The following is a 22,379-nucleotide window of genomic DNA, read 5'->3' as shown; positions in this document are numbered from 1 at the left end:
CGGACGGCGCTCAGGGCGGCGGGATGAGGTCCCTGATCCGCGTGCCGAGCGCGTCCATGGCGAAGGGCTTCGTCAGCACGTGCATGCCGGGGGCGAGCCGCCCGTCGCCGAGCGCGGCGTTCTCCGCGTAGCCGGTGATGAACAGCACCTTCAGGGCCGGGCGCCGCTCGCGGCCGGCATCGGCCATCTGGCGCCCGTTCATGCCGCCGGGCAGCCCGACATCGGTGATCAGCAGGTCGATGCGCACGTCCGACTGGAGCACCTTCAGTCCCGTGACGCTGTCGGTGGCCTCGATGGCGGTGTAGCCGAGATCCTCCAGCGCCTCGGTGACGAGCATGCGCACGGAGGGCTCGTCGTCGACGACGAGCACGGTCTCGCCCCGGCCGGCGGGCGCGCCCCCCGGGAGAGCGGCCGTATCATCGGATTCCGCGGCGCCGTGATGGCGCGGCAGGTAGAGGGTCACGGCCGTGCCGCGGCCGACCTCCGATTCGATCCGCGCCTGCCCGCCCGACTGGCGGGCGAAACCGTAGATCATCGAGAGGCCGAGGCCCGTGCCCGCGCCGAGGGGTTTCGTCGTGAAGAAGGGCTCGAACGCCTTGGCGATCACCTCCGGCGGCATGCCGGTGCCGGTGTCGGTGACGCGGAGCGACAGGTACTGGCCCTCGGGCAGGTCCCGCTCGACCGCGCCCGCCCGGTCCAACCGCGTGTTCGCCGTCTCGATGGTGATGCGGCCGCCGTCCGGCATGGCGTCGCGGGCGTTGATGCAGAGGTTGAGCAGCGCGTTCTCGAGCTGCCCCGGATCGATCAGCGTCGGCCAAAGCCCCGTCTCGCCGACCACGTCCAAGGCGATCTGCGGCCCGATGGTGCGCCGGATCAGCTCCTCCATGTCCGCCACGAGGCGGTTCGCGTCGGTGGGCTTGGGGTCGAGGGTCTGGCGGCGGGAGAAGGCGAGCAGGCGGTGGGTCAGCGCGGCGGCGCGCTTCGACGCGCCCTGGGCGACGGCCATGTAGCGGCCGAGATCGCTCAGCCGGCCCTGGTCCATGCGGGTCTGCATCAGCTCCAGCGAGCCCGAGATGCCGGCGAGCAGGTTGTTGAAGTCGTGGGCGAGGCCGCCGGTGAGCTGGCCGATCGCCTCCATCTTCTGCATCTGGCGCAGCTGGCTCTCGGCCGCCACCAGCTCGTCCGTGCGCTGCCTGACGCGGGTCTCCAGGGTCTCGTTGAGCGCCCGAAGCTCCGCCTCGGTCTCGCGCTGCCGCTCCCGGCTCTCGCGCAGGGCGGCGCAGGTGCGCTCCAGCTCCTGCTCGCGGGCCCGCAGGGCTTCCTCGGCGATGGTGCGTTCCAGGAGATCGGCCGCCTGCCGCGCCAGGATGTCGAGCAGGCGCAGGTCCCGCTCCGACGGCTGGTGCGGCACGTTCCAGTGGGTCGAGATCATGCCGAGCAGCTTGCCGCCGCGGGAGAACAGAGGCGTCGTCTGCGCGGAGCGGATGCCGGCGCGGCGGAAGGCGAGCAGATCCTGCGTGCCGGCGATGTCGCTCCAGGTCTCGAAGTCGGGAATGATCGCCCGCCGGCCGAGGGTGAGCGCCATCGTGCAGCTGCTGTAGGCCGTCGGGCTGACCCACGACCAGAACGCGGCGTCCTCCGGCGAGAGCCCCCGCGCGCAGAGGAGCTGGAGCTGCCCGCCCCGGCCCGAGGGATGCCCCTGCGGGCACAGGAGCTGCATCGTCCCGAACTGCGAGCCGGCGATGGCGATCGCCGCGTCGACGATCTTGCCGTAGAGCGCGACGCGGTCCTGCTCGCCGATCAGCGCCATGCCGATGCTGTGCAGGAGGTCGATGTCGGAACGGTCGGCGTCCGGCTCGCCCACGGGCGGAGGCCGAAACTTGACCGGAAAGTTCACGAGCGAGGCGGGCATGGCTGCTCCGACGGGAGCGTGGGACGATTGGGCGAAGCCGTAGCGTCAGACGCGCGATGCTTTAAGCGGTTCCCACCCTCGTTCACGGCCGTGCGGTTCCGCTTCCGGCCGTGGCCCGGTTGCCACAGGTCACGCCGCCCTGGTTTTCCCGCCGCGCAACGGCCTTCCCGGCCCCGGGGTCCTTGACGGAAGGGGCGGCAGGGCGTCTGCGGGGGCCATGCGCCAGCCCTCCGCCCCCGCCGCTCCCTTCCTGCCCTCGGCCGCACCGCCCGAGGACCGCCGGAGCGGTCCGCTGCGGGCGGGACTGCTCACCGTCGCCTTCACCCTGGTGCTGCTGCTCGCCTGGTCCCAGGCCTCGACGCTGCTCTTGATCTTCTCCGGCGTGCTGCTCGCCGTCTTCCTCGACGGGCTCGCCCGCGGGCTCGGAAAGCTGCTGCCGGGGCCGCGGGGCCTTCACCTGACGCTGGCGACCCTGGCCCTCGTCGCCGGCGCCCTCGGGCTGTTCGCCTATGGCGGGGCGACGGTCGCCAGCCAGGGCCGCGAGCTCGGCGAGACCGTCCGCAACCAGGCCGGCACGCTCACCCAGTGGCTCGCCTCCCGAGGCATCGAGCTGCCGCCCCTCGACCTCCAGGCCGGCGGCGCGGGCGAGCCCAAGGCGGAGGGGCGAGGCGAAGGAGCCGGCCAGGGGGCCGGCCAAGGGGCGGGCCAGGGCGAGGCGAAGGACAAGCCGTCGGGTGGCCTGTCGAGCCTGTCGGGTCTCCTCAAGAACCCCGGCTCGCTTCTCTCGGACGCCGGCAGCGTGCTGGGGCCGGCGGCCAACGTGATCCTGGCGATCGTCGGGGCGCTCGGCAACGTCCTCGTGATCGCCTTCCTCGGGGTCGCCTTCGCCGCCGATCCGGGGAGCTACCGGAACGGTGTCCTGCACTTCGTCCCACCCCGGCGGCGGGAGCGGGGCGCCCATGTCCTCGACGGCATCGGCGAGACCCTGCGCCACTGGCTGTTCGGCCAGCTCGTCACCATGGCGGTGATCTTCGTCTGCGTCTGGGCGGGCCTCGCCCTGCTCGGGATCGGCGGCTCGCTGGTGCTCGGCCTCCAGGCCGGCCTGCTGGCCTTCGTGCCGACGATCGGACCGCTCATCGCGGGTCTCGTGATCCTGCTGGCGAGCCTCTCGCAGGGGCTGACGGCGGTGCTCGGCGCGCTCGGCGTCTACCTGCTCGTGCAATGCCTGGAGAGCTACGGCCTGACGCCCTTCATCCAGAAGCGGGCCCTCGACATCCCGCCCGCCACGATCTTCGGCGGCCAGCTCCTGCTCGGCGGCCTGTTCGGCCTCTGGGGCATCGCGCTCGCCCTGCCGCTGATGGCGGTGATGAAGGTGCTGCTGGCGCAGCTCTACGTGGAGGACACCCTGGGCGAGGAGGGCTGAGGGACAGGCTGCTCTCTCCCCCGATGGGCGAGGAGCGCGGCGAGGGTCGCCACGATCATGATCCCGGCGAAGACGAGGAAGATGACCGGGTTGAAGATCACCAGCGCCACGAAGCAGATCGCGGCCATCGCCAGGGCGAAGGCCGGGAACACGGGGTAGAGCGGCGCGCGGTAGGGCCGGGTGAGGTCCGGCTCGGAGCGGCGCAGCTTGAACAGGGCCGCCATGCTCATGCCGTACATCACGAGCGCCCCGAACACCGCCATGACCACGATGCTCGCGGTCAGCGATTGCCCGGCGATGGTGACGAGGTTGTCGCTGTAGATCGCCGCGATGCCGACGAGACCGCCGGCGAGGGTCGCGACATGCGGCGTCTGGAAGCGCGGATGTACCCGGGCGAGCGCGCCGGGCAGGAAGCCCGCGCGGGCCAGCGCGAAGATCTGGCGCGCGTAGCCCATGACGATGCCGTGGAACGAGGCGACGAGGCCGAACAGCCCGAGCCAGACCAGCATGTGCAGCCAGCCGCTCGAGTCGCCGACAACGGTCTTCATCGCCTGGGGCAGCGGATCGTTGAGATTGCTCAGCGCCCGCCAGTCGCCGGAGCCGCCGGCGAAGATCATCACGCCGAAGGCCAGGGTCGTGAGAGTGAGGACGCCGGTGATGTAGGCGATCGGGATGGTGCGCCTCGGGTCCTTCGCCTCCTCCGCGGCCATGGCGACGCCCTCGATGGCGAGGAAGAACCAGATCGCGAAGGGGATGGCGGCGAACATCCCGCCGATAGCGGCCGGCGAGAACGCCGCCTCCCCGGCCCAGCCGTGGGCGGTAAAGTTCGCGACGCTGAAGGCAGGGGCCACGACACCCATGAACACCAGCAGCTCGCCGACCGCGATGACCGTCACGAACAGCTCGAAGGTCGCCGCGATCCGGACGCCGACGATGTTCAGGCTCACGAACACGAGATAGGCGCCGAGCGCCGCGTGCTTCGGGTCGAGGCTGGGAAACTGGACGTTGAGGTAGGCGCCGATGGCGAGCGCGATGGCCGGCGGCGCGAACAGGAACTCGATCAGCGTCGCGAAGCCGGCGACGATGCCGCCCAGCGGCCCGAAGGCGCGCAGGCTATAGGCGAAGGGGCCGCCTGCCTGCGGGATCGCCGTGGTCAGCTCCGTGAAGCTGAAGATGAAGGCCACGTACATCGCCGCGACGGCCGCGGTCGTGACGAGGAAGCCGAGCGTCCCGGCGCTCCCCCAGCCGTAGCTCCATCCGAAATACTCGCCCGAGATCACCAGCCCGACGGCGATGCCCCAGAGGTGGAAGGCGTTCAGGCTCTTGTGGAGGGACGGCGTCTCGCTCTCGCTCATGTCTGTTCCCCTGATCAGCCCCGTGCCGCGAGGACCTGTCCGTCTCCGGCGGCAGGTGACGCGCCCCCTCGTTCGGGCCGGCGCGTCCCGGCCGAACGGTCGTGCGAGGGCTCGTGCAAGAATCGCGCGCAGGGCTCGGGGAGAGCGGCCTGACAACGCCGCCCCGGCTTCGAGCCCTTGAGGTCGACACCGGCCGAGAAGCGGGGCAAAGCCGTTGAACGGGCGCCCCAAAGACGTCGATCCGCCCGTCTTCGGGATCGTCACCGGCGCCGTTCGACCTTGCCGCACCGGAGAGAGGATGCCGCCTCAGCGGCCGAGGAGAGCAGATGAGGTTCGTCGAGATCGCACCCGCGGGGCTCTCACCATTCGCGGCGACGGCGTGAGAATCGCCTGATGTCGTCACTGGTCGCGCCCGCCCGCGAGGGCCTCCCGCCGGGACGGCGGACGCGGGCGATGATGGCGGTGCTCGCCGGCATCGGTCTCGCCACCCTCGACACCGCAATCGCCAACACGGCGCTGCCGACCATTGCCGCGGACCTGCGCGTCGATCCCGCCGCCTCGGTCTGGATCGTCAGCGTCTACCAGCTCGCCGTCGTGGCGACGCTGCTGCCGATCGCGGCACTCGGCGAGATCGTCGGGCAGCAGCGCGTCTTCGTGGCGGGGCTCGCTCTGTTCACCGGCGCGTCACTGCTCTGCGCGCTCGCTTGGTCCCTGCCGACGCTGATCGCCGCGCGGGTGCTGCAGGGCGTGGGGGCGAGCGCGGTGATGGCCGTCAACGTCGCGCTGATCCGCTTCGTCTACCCCTCCCACCAGCTCGGCCGGGGGCTCGGGCTCAACGCCTTCGTGGTCGGGGTCGGCTTCGCGGTGGGGCCGACGGTCGCCTCGCTGATCCTCGCCGCGGCCTCCTGGCCCTGGCTCTTCGCCGTGAACATCCCCGTCGGGCTCCTCGCCCTGGCGTTCGCCGCGAGCGCCCTGCCGGACACGGGCCGCTCCGGTCAACGCTTCGACGCGCCCGGCGCGCTCCTCAACATGGCGACCTTCACGCTCCTCGTCCTCGGGCTGGGCGAGGGCACCCATGACGGACCGCCCTGGCGGATCGCGGCGGAGCTCGCCGGCGCCGTCGTCTGCGGCACGGTGCTCCTGCGGCGGCAGGCCGGCCATCCGGCCCCGATGCTCGCCGCCGACCTGCTCCGGCGTCCGCTCTTCGCCCTGTCGGCCGCCACCGCCGTGTGCTCCTTCGCGGCCCAGGGCCTCGCCTTCGTCTCGCTGCCCTTCCTGTTCCAGCACACGCTGGGGCGCACCCAGGTCGAGACCGGCTTCCTGATGACGCCCTGGCCGGTGGTCGTGGCGCTGACGGCGCCGCTCGCCGGCCGCCTCTCGGACCGCTACCCGCCCGGCCTGCTCGGCGGGATCGGGCTCGCCGCCCTGTCGCTCGGCATGGCGCTGCTCGCGGCGCTCCCGGCGAACCCGGCCGTCTGGGACATCGCCTGGCGGATGATGGTCTGCGGGGTCGGCTTCGGCTTCTTCCAGGCCCCGAACATGCGCGCCATCCTGACGAGCGCCCCGCCCTCGCGCTCGGGTGGCGCCAGCGGCATCGTCGCCACCGCCCGCATCCTCGGCCAGACCCTCGGCGCCTCGCTGGTGGCGGCCTGCTTCGCCTTCGCGGACGCGGGCGGCCCCGCCCTGGCGCTCGCCATCGGCGCCGCCTTCGCGGGGGTGGCGAGCGTCGTCAGCTTCGTGCGCCTGAGGGTGCGTCCGGAGGCGATGTGAGGCTCACCCGGCCGCCAGCCCCGCCTCGATCAGGCGCGCGGCCGCCAGCGCCCGCCCGTCGTCGCCGAAGCGGGCGATCACCTGCACGCCGACCGGCAGGGCCTCGCCCGGCACCGGCAGGGTCACGCAGGGCACGCCCATCAGTGTCCAGAGGCGGTTGAAGCGCGGGTCCCCCGTCGTCTCCGGGCCCGGCGCGATGCCCGTCGCCGAGAAGGTCAGCAGGGCGTCGTACTCGGAGAAGAGGTCCTTGAGCGCGCGCCGCGCCCTGTGAGCGTGGCGGCGGGCGTCGTCGTACTCGGCCGCGCTCAGCGCCTGCGCCCGGTCGAGCTGCGCGCCGAGGACCGGCGGCAGGGCCGCGCGGCCGTTGGCGTACTCCCAGCCGAGCGCCTGAAGGGCCTCGAAATCCTGGATCACCCCGTGCCGGCGGAAGGCCTCGGGCAGCGGATCGGGCAGGGTGAGCGCCGTGACGCGGGCGCCCCCGCGCTCGGCCGCCCGCACGGCCCGCTCGAGGGTGCGTTCGGCCTCCGGCTGCGCCTCCCCGGCGAATTCCTGGCGTACGAGGCCGATGCGCGGCGCGCCCGGCGGCGTGCCGCCGAGGTCGATCCCCTCGCGTCCCGAGAGCAGCGCCAGGGCGTGGGCGACGTCGCGCACCCCGGCCCCGAACAGCCCGAGCGTGTCCAGCGCCCAGGAGAAGGTCTTGACCCCGACCATCGGCAGCAGCCGGAAGGAGGGCTTGATCGCCGCGACCCCGCAGAAGGAGGCCGGGCGGATCACCGAGCCGCCGGTCTGGGTGCCGAGCGCCAGGGGCAGCATCCCGGCGGCGACGGCGGCCGCCGAGCCCGCCGAGGAGCCCCCCGGCGTGCGGGCGGGGTCGTGCGGGTTCCTGGTCGGCGACGGGTCGAGCCCGGCGAAGGCGCAGGTGACGGTCTTGGCGAGCGCCACGCCGCCGAGGCCTTTCAGCCGGGCGACGATCGCCGCATCCGCCCGCGGCCGCCAGCCCGCGTAGAGGGGCGAGCCCATCTGCGTGGGCATCTCCGCGGTGTCGATGATGTCCTTGACCCCGACCGCGATGCCCGCGAGCGGCCCCGTCTCCGGCACCGCCACGTCCTCGGCGAGATGCGCGATCGCCCCGATCCGCGGCTCCCGCTCCGCGATCGCCGCCCGGGCTTCGGCGATGGCGGCGGCGGGCGTGAGCGTGCCGCCCTCGATGCGGGCGCGGATGTCGACGAGGGAGAGCATGGGGAACCGGGGTTCGGGGAGGGGTTCGCCGGCGGACCAGCGTTGACGAAGCCTTTACGCGCTCGGGCGCATCTTAGGCGTCATGTGGCGTGGCGTCATTGCGTTCTCTGCCCTGGCGCTGTTCGGCGCGGGGCTCACCGGCTGTGCGCTCAACAAGTTCGAGCGCCGCGACCCCTGGCGCGACCAGGCGGAGCAGAGCTGCCTGTCGAAGGGGCTGGTGCAGACGACCGAGTTCGTCACCCCCGCCAAGGAGATCGACGGCCCCGACGCCTGCGGCATGCGCCAGCCCTTCCGGGTGACGCGGCTCGGCGGCGGCAGCGTCGCTCTGAAGCAGCGCATGACGCTCGCCTGCCCGGCGCTCTCGGAGGCCGAGGCCTGGCTCGCCGACACCATCCAGCCCGCGGCGAACCTCTATTTCGGCCAGCCGGTCGCCGAGATCAACGCCGGCTCCTATGCCTGCCGCGGCCGCAACAACCAGGCCGGCGCCAAGCTCTCCGAGCACAGCTTCGGCAACGCCGTCGACATCATGTCCTTCACCCTCGCCGACGGGCACGTCATCACCGTGAAGGGCGGCTGGCGGGGCACGGAGGCCGAGCAGGGCTTCCTGCGGGAGGTCTTCCTCGGGGCCTGCGCGCGCTTCACCACGGTGCTGGCGCCGGGCTCGAACGTCTTCCACTACGACCACATCCATGTCGACCTCGCCCGGCACGACCCGCGGGGCCTGCGCCGCATCTGCCAGCCGCTGATCAAGTACGTGCCGCAGCTCGGTGCTGACGGCGGCCGCGCCCTCTCGCGCCCGCGCCCGCCGGAGCGCCAGCCCGCCCCGCCGCAGGCGCCCGTCGACGTCGAGGAGGACGATCCCTACGGCCTGACGCCGATGTCGAAGCACCAGCCCGCCGGGCAGCCGGCGACGCGCCTCGCGACCCAGCCCACCCGTGCACCCTCCGCCTACGCCTCGGCGCCCGCTCCGCAGCGGCCGGCCCCGCGGCCCGCCTACGCGCAGCCCTTCGAGGAGCCGGCCCCCGGCTTCGAGGAGCCGCTGCCGCTCAGCGGCACGGTCGGGTCGAGCCCGATCTACTGAGCGGCCGATCCGCCGGCCGGTGTGCTCCGGGCACGTCACCGGCCCCGAAAGCGGCGCGGGCGGCCCTCCCGATCCGGTCTCCGGCTTGACAGGGGAGGGGGCGCGATCCTCCATCCCGCGGGAATGGACCCCCGCGGAAAGACCGTAGGCATGCGCCCGAACTCCTTCCTTGCCGCTCTGGCCGCCGGCCTCGTCGCCGCGGCCAGCCTGTCCCCGGCGCTCGCCCGCTCCGCCCGCGAGGAGATCGAGCCCGCCGAGGAGCGCCTCTTCCCCTTCGACGCCAACATCCCCGGCTGCCAGGACACCTCCGTGCTCGAGGAGGTCGCCACCCAGTTCGCGGAGAAGGAGGCGAAGTTCTGGAACTCGACGCTGACCATCGTCGGCATCGACACGGTCGAGCGCACCGCCTGGCGGCCCTGGGGGCTCGACTTCATTCCCCGCCGCTTCTGCACGGCGGTCGCCACCACCTCGGACGGGGTGCGCCGCAAAGTCGACTATTCGGTCCGCGAGAGCACCGGCATGATCGGCGCGAGCTGGGGCGTCGAGTTTTGCGTGCAGGGCCTCGACCGCAACCTCGCATACGCCTACGCCACCGCCTGCCGGATGGCCCGCCCCTGAGTCGGCCGTGAGCCTGCGCCTGACGCTCCTGGCGGCGCTCCTCGTCGGGCTCGCCGCCCCTGCCCTGGCGCAGGAGGACGACGAGGGCGGCTTCGGCCGGGGCACGCCGGGCGCGTTCGATTTCTACGTCCTCGCTTTGTCCTGGTCGCCGAGCTACTGCGAGAGCGCGGGCGAGCGGCGCGACCCGCGCCAGTGCGCGCCGGGCCGGGGCCTCGGCTTCGTCGTCCACGGGCTCTGGCCGCAGTACCGGCGGGGCTTCCCCACGAACTGCTCGGCCTTCGAGCGCGCCCCCACCCGCCAAGCCATGGAGACCGCGGGACAGGTGTTTCCGAGCGAGGGCCTCGCCCGCTACCAGTGGCGCAAGCACGGCACCTGCTCGGGCCTCGACCCGGCCGCCTACTTCGCCGCCGCCCGCGAGGCGCGGGCGAAGGTGACCATCCCCGATGCCCTGAAGAGCCCGGGCCGGGACGAGCGCCTCGCGCCGATCGAGATCGCCCGGCAGTTCGTGGCGGCCAATCCCGGCCTGCGCCCGGACATGATGGCGGTGGCCTGCACCCGCGACCGGCTGCAGGAGGTCCGCGTCTGCTTCACGAAGGACCTGCGCGGCTTCACGCCCTGCCCGGAGCTCGCCCGCCGCAACTGCCGAGCCCCCGAGATCGGCGTCGACGCACCTCGCTAGAGCATTGTCCGCCGAAGTGGTTGCCGGTTCGGCGCGAGAAAATGCGTCACACCAATAAGATAGAGCGTTTTCTGCGATCCGGTGATTGCAGGAAGCGCTCGAGGAGCGGTATCGGCGCGGGGTCATGAACTACCGCCACGCCTTCCACGCCGGCAACCACGCCGACGTCCTCAAGCACCTCGTGCTGGCCCGCGTGCTCGCGCATCTTCTCGCCAAGCCGACCCCGTTCCGCGCCATCGATGCCTTCGCCGGCATCGGCCTCTACGACCTCGCCGGCGACGAGGCCGGCCGCACGGGCGAGTGGGAGGCGGGCGTCGGCCGCCTCGACGCGCCCTTCTCAGACGCGGTCGAGGCGCTGCTCGCCCCTTACCGTGCTCTCCTCGCCGAGACCCGCGCGCTCCACGGCCCCGCCGCCTATCCCGGCTCCCCCGAGATTGTTTCGGGGATGCTGCGCGCCGAGGACCGCGCGGTGTTCGTCGAGCTGCACCCGGAGGACCACGCGACGCTCGCCAGCCGCTTTCGGCGGGACCGGCGGGTGAAGACGCTGCATCTCGACGGCTGGACCGGCCTCAACGCCCTGATCCCGCCGCCCGAGCGCCGCGGCCTCGTGCTCATCGACCCGCCCTTCGAGGCCGGCGGCGAGATCGACCGCCTCGGCGCCAGCCTCCTCAAGGCGGTGGCGAAGTGGCCGACCGGCGTCTTCCTCGCCTGGTATCCGCTCAAGGACCACGCCGGCATCGAGCGCCTGATCGCCGCCCTCGACCGGGGCCTCCCCCGCCCGGGCTTGCGCCTCGACCTCCTCATCGACCGCCCCGACCAGCCCGACCGTCTCGCCGGCAGCGGCCTCGTCGTCGTCAACCCCCCCTGGCGCCTCGCCGAGGAGGCCGGGATGTTCCTCCCCGCCCTCGCCGAGCGGCTGGCGCGGGAGGCGTATGGGGCGTTTCGGTGCGAGGCGATCGGGCGGGCGGGGTGAGGATTTGGGGGATCACAGGATGCTGTGATCCCTTGATGAGGTTTGTCAGATTATCGGTGAAAGATCGAAGTGAATCTCGGCTGAGGGTGGCAAACGGGCATTAGCCTTCCATCAAGAAGCGGACGTGCGTGTTTCCGACCTAACTTGGTCGCACGAGCCGCTGTCGACGGTGCGCGGTAGCAGAGCTAAGTTCTGCGCCTTGTGGTTGGCGAAAGTTGGATGAGAGCTACAGCCACGCCTCTGCATTCGTCGTGGCGGATGAGATCAGGCCTGCGAGGAGCCGCCGAGAAGATCGCTGAGCAGTGACAGCGCCCCAAAGCCGGCCCCGGCGGCGCAGACGAGGGGCCAACCGCCCTGCGTCCAGGCATAGCCCGCCACACCTGAGCCGGCCGCGCCGCCGAGAAAGAAGATGCCGACGAACAGCGCGTTGACCCGGCCGCGCGCCTCTTGTGCCAGAAGGTTGACGGCGCGGCGCCCGAGCGTCTGGTCACCGATCACGCCGATATCCACGACGACCGCGGCGAGCACCAGCAGAGCCAAGGCTGGTGCCAGGCTACCGCTCGCGCGATCTGCAAGCCAAGCAAGGCCAAAGGCCAGGATCGTCATGAGGTGGGCGGCGACGAGGAGCCCGCGGCTCCAGCCACGGTCGCCAGCCCGGCCCGCGAAGGGTGCCACCACTGCGCCGCTCGCACCAGCAAGGGCGAATAGGGCGACGTGGCGTTGGTCAAAACCGAATGGTGCCGCTGCGAGGCGCAAGGCCACCGCCGTCCAGAAGACGCTGAAGGCGGCCATCCCGAAGGCCGCAGTCAGTGCGCGGCGCCGGAGCACGGGCTCGCGGCGCAGCAGCGTTGCGAGCGAGGCAATCAGGGCTGGATAGCGCGTATGTGCTTCCGGCCGACGCATTGGCAGGCGCAGCCGCATCAATGGGATCAGCGCGGCCATGCTCGCCCCGGAGAGCAGGTAGAAGGCCCGCCAGCCGAAGAGATCGGTGACGAGGCTGGCGAGGGGACGCGAGAGCAGGATGCCCACCATCAAACCGCTCATCACATCGCCGACTACGCGACCACGTTCCGACACACGTGCCATCGCCGCGGCGATCGGCACGAGCACCTGGATCGCTGAGCAGGCCGCACCGAGGACGAAGAGCATAGCGAGGAAGGGCACGGCCGCGCGTGTCGTTGCCGCCGCGAGTGCCGCCAGCACCGCAGCCCCGAGCATGACGATCGTCAGGCGCCGGTTCTCGACGAGGTCGGAGAGCGGGACGACAAAGAACAGGCCGGCGGCGTAGCCGAGCAGGCTTGCCGTACCGACGAGGCCGGCCTGAGCCGGCAGCATGCCAAGATCCGCAGCGATCGGGCCAACTAGCGTCTGCGGTGCCGTCAGATTGACGATGATGACCCCGACTGAGAGGGCTAGGAACCACACCGTACCGCGCGCGATCCCCTGTTCCGCCGCGATCGTGGCCTCGCCCTCGGTGGCAACGAGGTCCGCCCTGTCTGTGCCTGATGCCAAAGCTTCCTCCCATATCGCTCCAGTGGGGATGTGCCGCGGTTCGCATCATGATACAAATCAATGATTATCCATTGGAATATGCGAGGTTCGCATGAACACGCGCGATCTCGAAGCCTTCCTCGCCGTAGTCGAGACCGGCTCGATTATGGCGGCGGCTGCCCGGCTCAACCTGACCCAGCCCGGCGTGACGCGCCGCGTGCAGAACCTGGAGGAGCAGCTCGGCACCACTCTGTTCGAACGGCCGGCAAAGCCGCTGCGGCCGACGCTCGCGGGCCGCGAGGCCTATGAGCACGGCCGCCGGGTGATCCAGTCGATCGAGGAGCTGCGCGGCAGTGCGGCGCCGAATGGTTCGATCCGTGGCGAGCTTCGCGTTGGCGTCAGCCCCGACCTGTCGGAGGCGGCGCTGGCCGGTCCTATCGATGAGTTGCGCGAGACCTTCCCGGATCTATCGGTGCGTATCACGACCGGATGGCCGACCAGCCTGTTAGAGGAAGTGCTGCGCAACCAGATCGACGCAGCGGCGCTGAGCCTGCCGGACGGCACACGCCCGCCGGAGGAGCTGACCGCAGAGGCGGTCGCCGAACAGCCGCTGATCGTGGTCGGCGCGCGCGATCTCGATCTGCCGGCGGCGGTAACCCTGCGCGACCTTGCCAGCCACGCCTGGATAGTTGGGCAGACGGGCTGCGGCTTCCGCACGACCTTGCGCCGCCGCTTTGAGGCGGAGGGCCTGAGCTTCGTTGTCGGCGTCGAAGCACCGAGCACGGATCTGCGCCTGTCGCTCGCCGCACGCGGCATCGGCTTGGCCCTGATGACGCCGGCACACCTTATTCGCAGCCCCTTGTGCGAACAGGTCCGTCCGATCGACCTACCGAACTTCGCACCGATGATCCGCTCCTGGCTGGTACATCGGCCGAGCGCCGGCCGCCTGCGCCGACCAATCGCGCTGTTTCGCAACGCGCTGATCCGCGAGGTGGGAGGCGATTGCGCAGTGTCTGGAGATCGAGGGTAGATATCCGCTCAGGTTGACCACGAGAATGACGGCTGGGGGTGCGAAGCAGGCAGCCTACGTCGGCTAGACGAAAGCCCGCTTACTGGTCCCGTTTCTCGAGAGCGGACCGGCAACAATTCACCCGTACCGGCCGTAGATTGCGGCCCTGCCGAGCAGCCCCCAAGCGGACGTTGCCGGTGTCGGCAAAGGGTCGCAAGCAGGCAATCGCCGATCATCAAAGTCAGGGTCGCCATTCACCCCCATTCGCGTTCCCGCCCAAATTCCCCTATATCGGACCCATCCCAACCCAGAAGAATCCGACTGAGATCAGCATGGCGACGGCGTCGCTCGACACCGCCCCCCGTGAGGGCGGCGCGTTTTCCGCAATCGAGAAGCGGCCCGAGTTCGGGACCGAGGCCGCCGCCGTGCCCGGCGTGCGAGGTTCGCTCGTCGGGCTCTCCCGCGCGGCGCTGAAGGAGCGGCTGCTCGGCATCGGCGTGCCGGAGCGCGAGACGCGGATGCGCGTCGGCCAGATCTGGCACTGGCTCAACGTGCGCGGCGCCCGCGATTTTGCCGAGATGACCAATGTCGGCAAGGGGCTGAAGGCGCAGCTCAGCCAGCATTTCAGCCTCGACCGGCCGGAGATCGTCAGCGCCCAGGTCTCCCGCGACGGCACCCGCAAGTGGCTGCTGCGCATGGCGCCGACGGGGAAGCACGACCACAACCGCGGCGCCGAGATCGAGTGCGTCTACATCCCCGGTCCCGACCGGGGCACGCTCTGCGTGTCGAGCCAAGTCGGCTGCACGCTGACCTGCTCGTTCTGCCACACCGGCACGCAGCGCCTGGTGCGCAACCTCTCGGCCGCCGAGATCGTGGCGCAGCTCGTCGTCGCCCGCGACGAGCTCGGCGACTGGGTCGGCCAGATGCCCTCGCGGGACGCCACCGGCACCGGCGAGGCGGGCCGCCTCGTCACCAACATCGTGTTCATGGGCATGGGCGAGCCCCTCTACAACCTCGACAACGTGGTCGAGGCGGTGGGCGTGATGTCCGACCCCGAGGGCATGGGCCTGTCGCGGCGCCGGATCACCGTCTCGACCTCCGGCGTGGTGCCTGGGATGCAGCGCCTCGGCGAGGAGGCGCACGCCATGCTCGCGATCTCGCTCCACGCCGTGCGGGACGAGTTGCGCGACACCCTGGTGCCGCTGAACCGCAAGTACCCGATCGACGCGCTTCTCGACGCCTGCCGGCGCTATCCGGGGCTCAACAACGCAAGGCGCATCACCTTCGAGTACGTGATGCTGAAGGGTGTCAACGATTCGGATTCTGATGCCCGCGAGCTGGTGCGGCTCCTCAAGGGCATCCCGGCCAAGATCAACCTGATCCCGTTCAACCCCTGGCCCGGCAGCGCCTACGAGTGCTCGGACTGGGCGCGCATCGAGCGCTTCTCGGAGATCGTATTCGACGCGGGCTACGCCTCGCCGGTGCGCACGCCCCGGGGCCGCGACATCCTCGCCGCCTGCGGCCAGCTCAAGAGCGAGACCGAGAAGCTGCGTGCCCGCGCCCGGATGATGCTGGAGGACGGCCTCGGCGAGCGGCACTACGCCGACGCCGAGGATTGAGCGAGCGCCCCGGCCCGGAGCCCGGGACGGGAGCGGCTAGAGCTGCTTCGCGGATCGTCGGATCACCGAAGCAGCTCTAGCCTTTTGTCGTGCCGCATTTTCTGACGCCGAACCGGAAACCACTTCGGCGGAAAATGCTCTAGAACAGCCCGTCGATCTGGCCGTTGGCGTCGAGGCGGATCGTGTCCGCGGCGGGGACCTTGGGCAGGCCCGGCATGGTCATGATCTCCCCGCAGATCGCCACGACGAAGCCGGCGCCCGCCGAGAGGCGCACGTCGCGCACCGCGATGACATGGCCCGTCGGCGCGCCCATCAGGCTCGGGTCGGTCGAGAACGAGTACTGGGTCTTGGCCATGCAGATCGGCAGCGATCCGTAGCCGTCCTTCTCGAAGGTCGCGAGCTTTCCGGCGGCCTTCGACTCGATCTGCACGTCGCCGGCCCCGTAGAGCTTGGTGGCGATGGCGCGGATCTTGTCGGAGAGCTTGGCCTCGGTCTCATAGGCGTGAACGAGGGGCTTCTGCTCGCCCTCGGCGAGCTTCACGACTGCCTGCGCCAGGCCCTCGGCGCCGGCGCCGCCCTCCGCCCAGTGCTTGCAGGTGATGGCCTCGACGCCGAGGCGGCTCTGGCAGAGCTCCTTGAGCTTGGCGTGCTCGGCGTCGGTGTCGGCGTAGAAGTGGTTCACGCCGACTACCACCGGCAGGCCGAAGTTGCGCACGTTGGTGACGTGGCGCTCGAGGTTGGCAAAACCCTTCTCCAGGGCTTCGACGTTCTCCGAGCCGAGCGACTTCTTGTCGACGCCGCCATGCATCTTCAGCGCGCGGACGGTCGCGACGATGACGACCGCCGAGGGCTTCAGCCCGGCCTGCCGGCACTTGATGTCCAGGAACTTCTCGGCGCCGAGATCGGCGCCGAAGCCGGCCTCCGTCACCGTGTACTCGCCGAGCTTGAGGGCCGAGCGGGTGGCGATCACCGAGTTGCAGCCATGGGCGATGTTGGCGAAGGGGCCGCCGTGGATGAGGGCGGGATTGCCCTCCAGCGTCTGCACGAGGTTCGGCTGCAGCGCGTCCTTGAGGAGAACGGTCATGGCGCCGGTGGCCTTCACGTCCTTCAGGGTCACGAGCTTGCGGTCGCGGGTCTCGGCGATGACGATCTTGCCCAGCCGCTCCTCGAGATCCGCGAGGTCGCGCGCGAGGCAGAACACCGCCATCACCTCGGAGGCCACCGTGATGTCGAAGCCGTCCTCGCGGGGGAAGCCGTTGGCGACGCCGCCGAGCGACTGGTTGATGGCGCGCAGCGCCCGGTCGTTCATGTCGACGACCCGGCGCCAGTGGATGCGGCGCACGTCGATGTTGAGCTCGTTCGCCCAGTAGACGTGATTGTCGATGAGCGCCGCGGCCAGCGAGTGCGCCGAGGTGATGGCGTGGAAGTCGCCCGTGAAGTGCAGGTTGATCTGCTCCATCGGCACGACCTGGGACCTGCCGCCGCCGGCCGCCCCGCCCTTCATGCCGAAGCAGGGGCCGAGGGACGGCTCGCGCAGGGCGATGACCGCCTTCTTGCCGATGCGGTTCAGCGCATCGCCGAGGCCGACCGTGGTCGTGGTCTTGCCCTCGCCGGCGGGCGTCGGGGAGATCGCGGTGACGAGGATCAGCTTGCCGTCCGGCCGGCTCTCCAGGGACTGGATGAAGCCGTGGTCGATCTTGGCGATGTACTTGCCGTAGTTGTGCAGCGCCTCGTCGGGGATGCCGACCCGCTCGGCGACCTGGGCGATGGGCTTGAGGGTCGCCGCGCGGGCGATCTCGATATCGGAGGGCATGGCTTCCTCACCTGCAAGGGCACGACGCGGGGTCGCGCGGGCATCGGATCAGGCTCTTTGCGGTTCCGATCCTCTCGCGTTGGCGCGCGAGCCGAACCTCGGCCTTGAAAGGGTCTTTTGTGCCAAGAGTGGCGGAAAAGCGCCTCTGTTTTTTTGAGAACCCCTACAAATTTTTCATTCGCTACACGCTCTCACGCCACCGCCCGGATCGCGTCTCCCGTGATCCCCACCATCCGTCCGATCTCGTCCTCGCTCGCGATCAGCGGCGGGGTCAGGGCCAGGGTGTCGCCGGCGGCGCGCAGGACGAGGCCGGCGTCGAAGGCGCGGTCCATGGCCTCGAACCCGCGCAGGCCCGGCGCGCCGGGCTTCGGCGCGAGGTCGATGCCGGCGGCGAGGCCCACGGTGCGGATGTCGAGGACGTTCGGCAGGCCCTTCAGCGACATCACCGCCTGCCCGAAGCCGACCTCCAGGGCACGGGCGCGGGTGAAGAGGTCCTCGTCCCGGTAGAGGTCGAGGGTGGCGAGCGCCGCCGCGCAGGCGAGCGGGTGGCCGGAGTAGGTGTAGCCGTGGAACAGCTCCACGACGTGGGTCGGCCCCTGCATCAGGGCGGCGTGGATCGGCTCGCGGACGAGGACGCCGCCCATCGGCACGGTGCCCGAGGTGACGCCCTTGGCGAAGCAGATCATGTCGGGGACGACGCCGTAGCGCTCCGCGGCGAAGGCGTGGCCGAGGCGGCCGAAGCCGGTGATGACCTCGTCGAAGACCAGGAGCAGACCGTGCCGGTCGCAGATCGCCCGGAGGCGCTCCAGGTAGCCCTTCGGCGGGGGCAGCACCCCGGTCGAGCCCGCCATCGGCTCGACGATGACCGCGGCGATGGTCGAGGCGTCGTGGAGCGCCACGATCCGTTCCAGCTCGTCGGCGCGCTCGGCGCCCCAGTCTGGCTCACCGAGGGTGAAGGCCTGGCGCTCGCGGTCGTAGGTGTGGGGCAGGTGGTCGACGCCCGGCAGCAGGCTTCCGAATGCCTTGCGGTTCGCGGAGAGACCGCCGACCGAGATGCCCCCGAAGCCGACCCCGTGATAGCCGCGCTCGCGGCCGATCAGCCGGGTGCGCCGACCCTCGCCGCGGGCCTGCCAGTACGCGAGCGCGATCTTGAGGGCGGTGTCGACGGCCTCCGAGCCGGAGCCGCACAGGAACACCCGGTCGAGGTCCCCCGGCGCGAGATGGGCGAGCCGGGAGGCGAGCGCGAAGGCGCCCGGATGGCCGAACTGGAAGGGCGGCGCGTAGTCGAGGGCGCCGGCCTGCGCCCGGATCGCCGCGACGATCGGCGCCCGGTTGTGGCCGGCGTTGCAGCACCACAGCCCCGCGATCCCGTCGAGGACGCGGCGGCCGTCGGGCGTCGTGTAGTGCATGCCCTCGGCGCCCGCGAGCAGCCGGGGCTTGGCCCGAAAGGCGCGGTTGGCCGTGAAGGGCATCCACCAGGCGCCGAGGTCGTTCGGCTCCGGCGAGGGGGAGGGGCCGTCCACCGGGCTCAGCCCGTCATCGCGCTGGCGGGGTAGCCGGCCTTCGTCAACGCCTCGGCTACGGAGAGCGCCTGGGCGCCGGTCGCGATCCTGACCCGGCCCCGCTCCAGGTCGACGTCGACCTGCGCCTCCGGGTCGAGGCGGCGGATCGCGCGTCCCACGGCCTCCGCGCAGCCCCCGCAGGTCATGCCGTCGACCTTGAGGATGAGGTCGGCCTGCGTGTCGTCCAAAGGATGGTCCAGGGAAGCGGCCATGGCGGTCTCCGGGCTTGCGTCGTCCCGATGTCGGGCGCGGCAGGCGGGCCGGCAAGCGCCGGGGCGGTCGTAGGACGGTCACATGACGGTGGAATCCCGCTCCGCGCGCCCGCCCTCGCCTTGCCTTGGCGGGCCCGCCTCGGCGAGAAAGCGGGGAGGGCGCTCGGGATCGGACGGGGCGCCCCCGATCCATCCACCGGCCGGGACCCCGGCCCTCCCGAACGACGAGCCCTCCGATGGCCCGGACAGTCGGCAGCCGCATCCCGGCTCCCGGTCTCCTCGCCCCGGCCGCCGCCCTCGTGGTGCTGGCGCCGCTGGCGGTGCTGTGGCCGCTGCCGGCCGCGCTCGGGCTCGCCGCGGTCTCGGGGCTCGCCGCGCTGGTCGCCCATCGCCGGGCCTCCGGGCTCGCCGCGCGCTGCGACAAGCTCTCCGGCGAGATCGACATCCTCTCCGAGCGCCTGCTCAAGGTCGAGGCGCGGGGCGCCGCCGCCGCGACCCCGGAGGCGGCGCCGCCCGGCGAGGCGGGCGTCGAGGAGCTCAGCGTCGAGATCGGCCTCCTCAGCGGCATCGTGCGCGACCTCGCCGCGGTCGTCTCCGCGCAGGACGGCGAGATCGCCGGCCTCAAGGATGCGCAGGCCCGGGCTCAGGCCGAGGCGGGCGAGCGGGCCCAGGCGCAGGCGCAATCCCACGCCGCCCTCCACGCCGCCGTGCAGGCGGAGCTGCGCGCCCGGCCCGCCGCCGTGCCGCCGCCCGTCCCGGCCGCGCCCCGCGCCGCCGCGCCGCCGCCCCCGCCGTCCGAGACTCCGGCGCCCCGGCCTCTGCCGCCGATCGGGCGGCGCCCGGCGCCCGTCGAGCCGGCGGAGAGACCGGATGCCCGCGCCCGCGAGCGCGCCATCGTCGAGGCCTTCGACCGCGACGGGGTCTCCGTCTACCTCCAGCCGATCGTGACCCTGCCCCAGCGCAAGGTCGTCGCCTACGAGGCCTCGGCGCGGCTGCGGCTCGGCGAGGCGGTGCTCGCGCCGGCGGAGTTCCTGCCCGTCCTCGAGCGGCACGGCCGCTCCACCGATCTCGACCGGCGGATGCTCCAGCGCGTCGCCGTCATCGGCCGCCACCTCGCCGGCCGGGGCAGCGAGGCGGCGGTCTCCTACGCGCTCTCGCCGCTCTCGCTGTTCGAGCCGGGCTTCCTGCGCGACCTCGCCCGCGACCCCGCCGATCCGGCGCTCGCCGGCCGGCTGGTGCTCGCCCTGTCCCAGGCGTGCTGGCGCGGTCTCGACCGGGAGCAGGCCGCCGCCCTCGCCGCGCTGCGCGAGCGCTTCGGCTTCGGCCTCGACCGGGCGAGCGACCTGCGCTTCGATGCGGCGGCGCTCGCCGCCCGCGGCGTCGTCCAGGTGAAGGCCCCCGCCGAGCTGCTCGTGCGGGCGGCCTCGGGCGGGCGGGACCTCACGGACATCGCCGTCGAGGACCTCGTCGCCCTGGTCGCCCGCGCGGGGCTGCGCCTCGTGGCCGAGGGTGTCGAGCGCGAGGCCGACGTGCCCGACCTCCTCGATCTCGACGTGCCCTTCGCGCAGGGACCCGTGTTCGCTGAGCCCCGCGCCGTGCGGGCCGACGTGCTCGGCGCGCCGCCCGCCGCGCCGGAGCCGGAGGAGACGGGCCCGCCGCCGCCGCGCCGGGGATTTCGCGATTTCCTGCGCCGGGCCGGGTGAGGCTCTCCGCTTCAGCGGGTATCTTCGCGGGTGCGAAAGGCTGTAGAGGGGCCTCCTCCCCTCCAGGCTCTCCGCGAGAAGAGCCCAGCCCGGATTCCCGATGCCCCTGACACCGCCCGGCGCGGACGGCCCCGTGATCCTCGCCGGCCTGGGCGAGGTCGCGCAGCGCTACGACCTGATCCTCTGCGACGTCTGGGGCGTGCTCCATGACGGGCGCGTCGGCCACGCGGCGGCGGGCGAGGCGCTGATCCGCTTCCGGGGGCTCGCGGGTTCGGAGCGGGCGCGGCGGGTGATCCTGGTCTCGAACGCGCCCCGCCCCTGGGCCGGCGTCCAGAAGATCCTCGACGGCTACGGCGTGCCGCGGGAGGCCTACGACGCCGTCCTCACCTCCGGTGACCTCACCCGCGACATGATCGGCGAGGCGGTGGCGGGCGGCGCGGCCCGCGTCCACCATCTCGGGCCGGAGCGGGACGCCGGCATCTTCGAGGGCCTGCCCATCGCCATGGTGCCCGGCGCGGAGGCCGATCTCGTCGTCTGCACGGGGCTGTTCGACGACGACACCGAGACCGCCGAGGATTACGCCGAGCCGCTCGCCGCCTTCCGGGCGCGCGACGTCCCGATGATCTGCGCGAATCCCGATCTCGTGGTCGAGCGCGGCGGCGTGCTCGTGCCCTGCGCCGGGCTGATCGCGGCAGCCTATGCGGAGATCGGCGGACGGGTCGCCTATGCGGGCAAGCCGCATCGGCCGGTCTACGAGGCGGCGCTGGCCATGGCCGGGCGCCTCGCGGGCGGCGCGGCGCCGGAGCCGTCGCGGGTGCTGGCGGTGGGCGACGCGCTCGCCACCGACATCGCCGGCGCCGCTTCCTTCGGGCTGCCGAACCTGCTCGTCGCCCGCGGCATCCACGGGGCCGAGCTCGGCTACACGGAGGGTGCCGAGCCGCTCTCCGACCTCGCCGGCTGGCTGTCGCGCCAGAGCGTGCGGCCGGACGCGCTCATCGAGCGGCTGGTCTGGTAGCGCCGGTCACAGAGCATCGTCAGCCGAAGTGGCTGCCGGTTCGGCGTCAGACAATGCGGCAGGACAAGGACCTGAAGCGGCTTTCGTGACGCTGCTTCAGGCGAAGAGGGCGTCGATGTCGTCCTGCGAGGTTTCGGGCCCCTTGAGGGCCGGGCCGTTGAGGATCAGCTTCTCGGCCCGCGCCTTGCGCTCCGCCTCGGCCGCGTCGAGACCGGCCTCGTCGCGGGCCCGCACCGCGGAGGCGAAGCGGACGAGCCGCAGCTCCAGGTGGCGCAGTGCCTCGACGACCTTGCCGATGCGCTGGCCGGTGATGTCCTGGAAGGCGCAGGCCTCGAAGATCTCGTAGATCTTCTCCTCGACGTTGGCGCGGTAGTTCGCGTCGTCGGGCAGGCCGAGCATCGCCTCCGCCGAGGCCATGATCGTGTTCGTGGCGCCGGCCGTGGCCTCGAGCACGCTCCCCAGCTCCTCGTGGGCCATGGGGATGCGGTCGCGGGTGATCTCGTTGGCGCGCAGCGCCGCGATCTCCTGCCGGAGATGGCTGATGTAGTCGGCGATCTCGACGAGCTCGTGCACCATGTCCCGCTGGGGCGCGGTGCGGGGGGCGGCTTGGCGTGGAGCGGATTGGACGGCTTGAGGCATGGCAGCGGCGGTCCCGTCGTCGGGTTCGTGCGAGGGACGCCGATGCGGTCTCGGACCGCCACCGGGGCCGGCCCGGCAGCGGCATCCCCGGCGGCTCGGCGCGCTCAGGCGCCGCAGACCGCCTCGATCTTGCTCTTCAGCGTCGCGGCGTTGAAGGGCTTGACGATGTAGTTGTTCACGCCGGCCTTCTTGGCGGCGATGACGTTCTCCGTCTTCGACTCCGCCGTCACCATGATGAAGGGCGTGGTGCGCAGGGCCTCGTCGGC

General features: G+C 71.9%; 19 protein-coding genes. 10 read left to right on the top strand and 9 right to left on the bottom strand.

What is annotated here, in order from left to right:
• Window positions 1–10 precede the first annotated feature (10 nt).
• A complete protein-coding gene (locus tag MFF04_RS17255) occupies window positions 11–1,810 on the bottom strand; it encodes an ATP-binding protein (protein WP_283206383.1) in 1,800 nt (599 codons plus the stop codon).
• A gap of 319 nt (window positions 1,811–2,129) precedes the next feature.
• Here MFF04_RS17255 and MFF04_RS17250 point away from each other — a divergent pair, with 319 nt between their 5' ends.
• A complete protein-coding gene (locus MFF04_RS17250; protein ID WP_238277557.1) occupies window positions 2,130–3,335 on the top strand; it encodes an AI-2E family transporter in 1,206 nt (401 codons plus the stop codon).
• On the opposite strand, the gene eat is transcribed toward MFF04_RS17250, so the two are convergent.
• Window positions 3,302–4,690, bottom strand: coding sequence for an ethanolamine permease (gene eat / locus MFF04_RS17245; protein WP_238277556.1), 1,389 nt, complete (start codon window positions 4,688–4,690; stop codon window positions 3,302–3,304). The two genes, MFF04_RS17250 and eat, sit on opposite strands and share 34 nt — an antisense overlap.
• A 393-nt stretch (window positions 4,691–5,083) precedes the next feature.
• On the opposite strand from eat, the gene MFF04_RS17240 reads away from it, so the two are divergent.
• Window positions 5,084–6,460, top strand: a complete 1,377-nt coding sequence (locus MFF04_RS17240; protein ID WP_238277555.1) for an MFS transporter — start codon at window positions 5,084–5,086, stop codon at window positions 6,458–6,460.
• Between the two features lie 3 nt (window positions 6,461–6,463).
• Here the strand turns inward: MFF04_RS17240 and MFF04_RS17235 are convergent, their stop codons facing one another.
• Window positions 6,464–7,699 carry an amidase gene (locus MFF04_RS17235; RefSeq protein ID WP_238277554.1) on the bottom strand — a complete coding sequence of 412 codons (1,236 nt, stop codon included), beginning with the start codon at window positions 7,697–7,699 and terminating at the stop codon, window positions 6,464–6,466.
• Between the two features lie 82 nt (window positions 7,700–7,781).
• Between MFF04_RS17235 and MFF04_RS17230 the strand changes: the two genes are divergently transcribed.
• The 4 genes from MFF04_RS17230 (at window position 7,782) to MFF04_RS17215 (ending at window position 11,050) form a co-directional block, all read left to right on the top strand.
• Window positions 7,782–8,780: an extensin-like domain-containing protein gene (locus MFF04_RS17230; protein ID WP_238277553.1), complete on the top strand. Its 999-nt coding sequence runs from the start codon at window positions 7,782–7,784 to the stop codon at window positions 8,778–8,780.
• A gap of 150 nt (window positions 8,781–8,930) precedes the next feature.
• A complete protein-coding gene (locus MFF04_RS17225; protein WP_238277552.1) occupies window positions 8,931–9,398 on the top strand; it encodes a hypothetical protein in 468 nt (155 codons plus the stop codon).
• 7 nt (window positions 9,399–9,405) lie between these two features.
• Window positions 9,406–10,077, top strand: a complete 672-nt coding sequence (locus tag MFF04_RS17220) for a ribonuclease T2 family protein (protein ID WP_373320099.1) — start codon at window positions 9,406–9,408, stop codon at window positions 10,075–10,077.
• Window positions 10,078–10,201: 124 nt separating this feature from the next.
• On the top strand, window positions 10,202–11,050 hold the full coding sequence (locus tag MFF04_RS17215; RefSeq protein ID WP_238277580.1) for a 23S rRNA (adenine(2030)-N(6))-methyltransferase RlmJ: 849 nt from the start codon (window positions 10,202–10,204) through the stop codon (window positions 11,048–11,050).
• A gap of 264 nt (window positions 11,051–11,314) precedes the next feature.
• Here the strand turns inward: MFF04_RS17215 and MFF04_RS17210 are convergent, their stop codons facing one another.
• Entirely contained in the window at window positions 11,315–12,562 is a 1,248-nt protein-coding gene (locus tag MFF04_RS17210; RefSeq protein ID WP_238277551.1) for an MFS transporter, read from the bottom strand.
• Between the two features lie 91 nt (window positions 12,563–12,653).
• Here MFF04_RS17210 and MFF04_RS17205 point away from each other — a divergent pair, with 91 nt between their 5' ends.
• Together MFF04_RS17205 and rlmN are read left to right on the top strand one after the other, a co-directional pair.
• Complete coding sequence (locus tag MFF04_RS17205) at window positions 12,654–13,571, top strand: LysR family transcriptional regulator (RefSeq protein WP_238277550.1); 918 nt, start codon at window positions 12,654–12,656, stop codon at window positions 13,569–13,571.
• Between the two features lie 311 nt (window positions 13,572–13,882).
• Window positions 13,883–15,169 carry a dual-specificity RNA methyltransferase RlmN gene (rlmN, locus tag MFF04_RS17200; RefSeq protein ID WP_238277549.1) on the top strand — a complete coding sequence of 429 codons (1,287 nt, stop codon included), beginning with the start codon at window positions 13,883–13,885 and terminating at the stop codon, window positions 15,167–15,169.
• Between the two features lie 139 nt (window positions 15,170–15,308).
• Here rlmN and MFF04_RS17195 read toward each other — a convergent pair whose 3' ends face one another.
• The 3 genes from MFF04_RS17195 to MFF04_RS17185 all read right to left on the bottom strand — a co-directional run bounded on the left by MFF04_RS17195 (window position 15,309) and on the right by MFF04_RS17185 (window position 18,756).
• Window positions 15,309–16,982, bottom strand: a complete 1,674-nt coding sequence (locus tag MFF04_RS17195; protein ID WP_238277548.1) for a formate--tetrahydrofolate ligase — start codon at window positions 16,980–16,982, stop codon at window positions 15,309–15,311.
• Window positions 16,983–17,173: 191 nt separating this feature from the next.
• Window positions 17,174–18,505 (bottom strand): aspartate aminotransferase family protein, encoded by a 1,332-nt coding sequence (aptA, locus tag MFF04_RS17190; protein WP_502692908.1) that lies wholly within the window; start codon window positions 18,503–18,505, stop codon window positions 17,174–17,176.
• 5 nt (window positions 18,506–18,510) lie between these two features.
• Window positions 18,511–18,756, bottom strand: coding sequence for a heavy-metal-associated domain-containing protein (locus MFF04_RS17185; RefSeq protein ID WP_373320098.1), 246 nt, complete (start codon window positions 18,754–18,756; stop codon window positions 18,511–18,513).
• 236 nt (window positions 18,757–18,992) lie between these two features.
• On the opposite strand from MFF04_RS17185, the gene MFF04_RS17180 reads away from it, so the two are divergent.
• Together MFF04_RS17180 and MFF04_RS17175 are read left to right on the top strand one after the other, a co-directional pair.
• A complete protein-coding gene (locus tag MFF04_RS17180; RefSeq protein ID WP_238277546.1) occupies window positions 18,993–20,459 on the top strand; it encodes an EAL domain-containing protein in 1,467 nt (488 codons plus the stop codon).
• Window positions 20,460–20,559: 100 nt separating this feature from the next.
• On the top strand, window positions 20,560–21,474 hold the full coding sequence (locus MFF04_RS17175) for a TIGR01459 family HAD-type hydrolase (RefSeq protein ID WP_238277544.1): 915 nt from the start codon (window positions 20,560–20,562) through the stop codon (window positions 21,472–21,474).
• A 96-nt stretch (window positions 21,475–21,570) separates the two neighbouring features.
• Here the strand turns inward: MFF04_RS17175 and MFF04_RS17170 are convergent, their stop codons facing one another.
• On the bottom strand, window positions 21,571–22,050 hold the full coding sequence (locus MFF04_RS17170; RefSeq protein WP_238277576.1) for a protein phosphatase CheZ: 480 nt from the start codon (window positions 22,048–22,050) through the stop codon (window positions 21,571–21,573).
• A 167-nt stretch (window positions 22,051–22,217) separates the two neighbouring features.
• Window positions 22,218–22,379: response regulator (locus tag MFF04_RS17165; protein WP_238277575.1), on the bottom strand; the 162-nt coding region annotated here is incomplete at its 5' end.

The organism is Methylobacterium jeotgali (assembly GCF_022179345.1).
Lineage (GTDB): Bacteria > Pseudomonadota > Alphaproteobacteria > Rhizobiales > Beijerinckiaceae > Methylobacterium > Methylobacterium jeotgali.
This window is presented reverse-complemented; position numbering and strand designations above follow the sequence as displayed.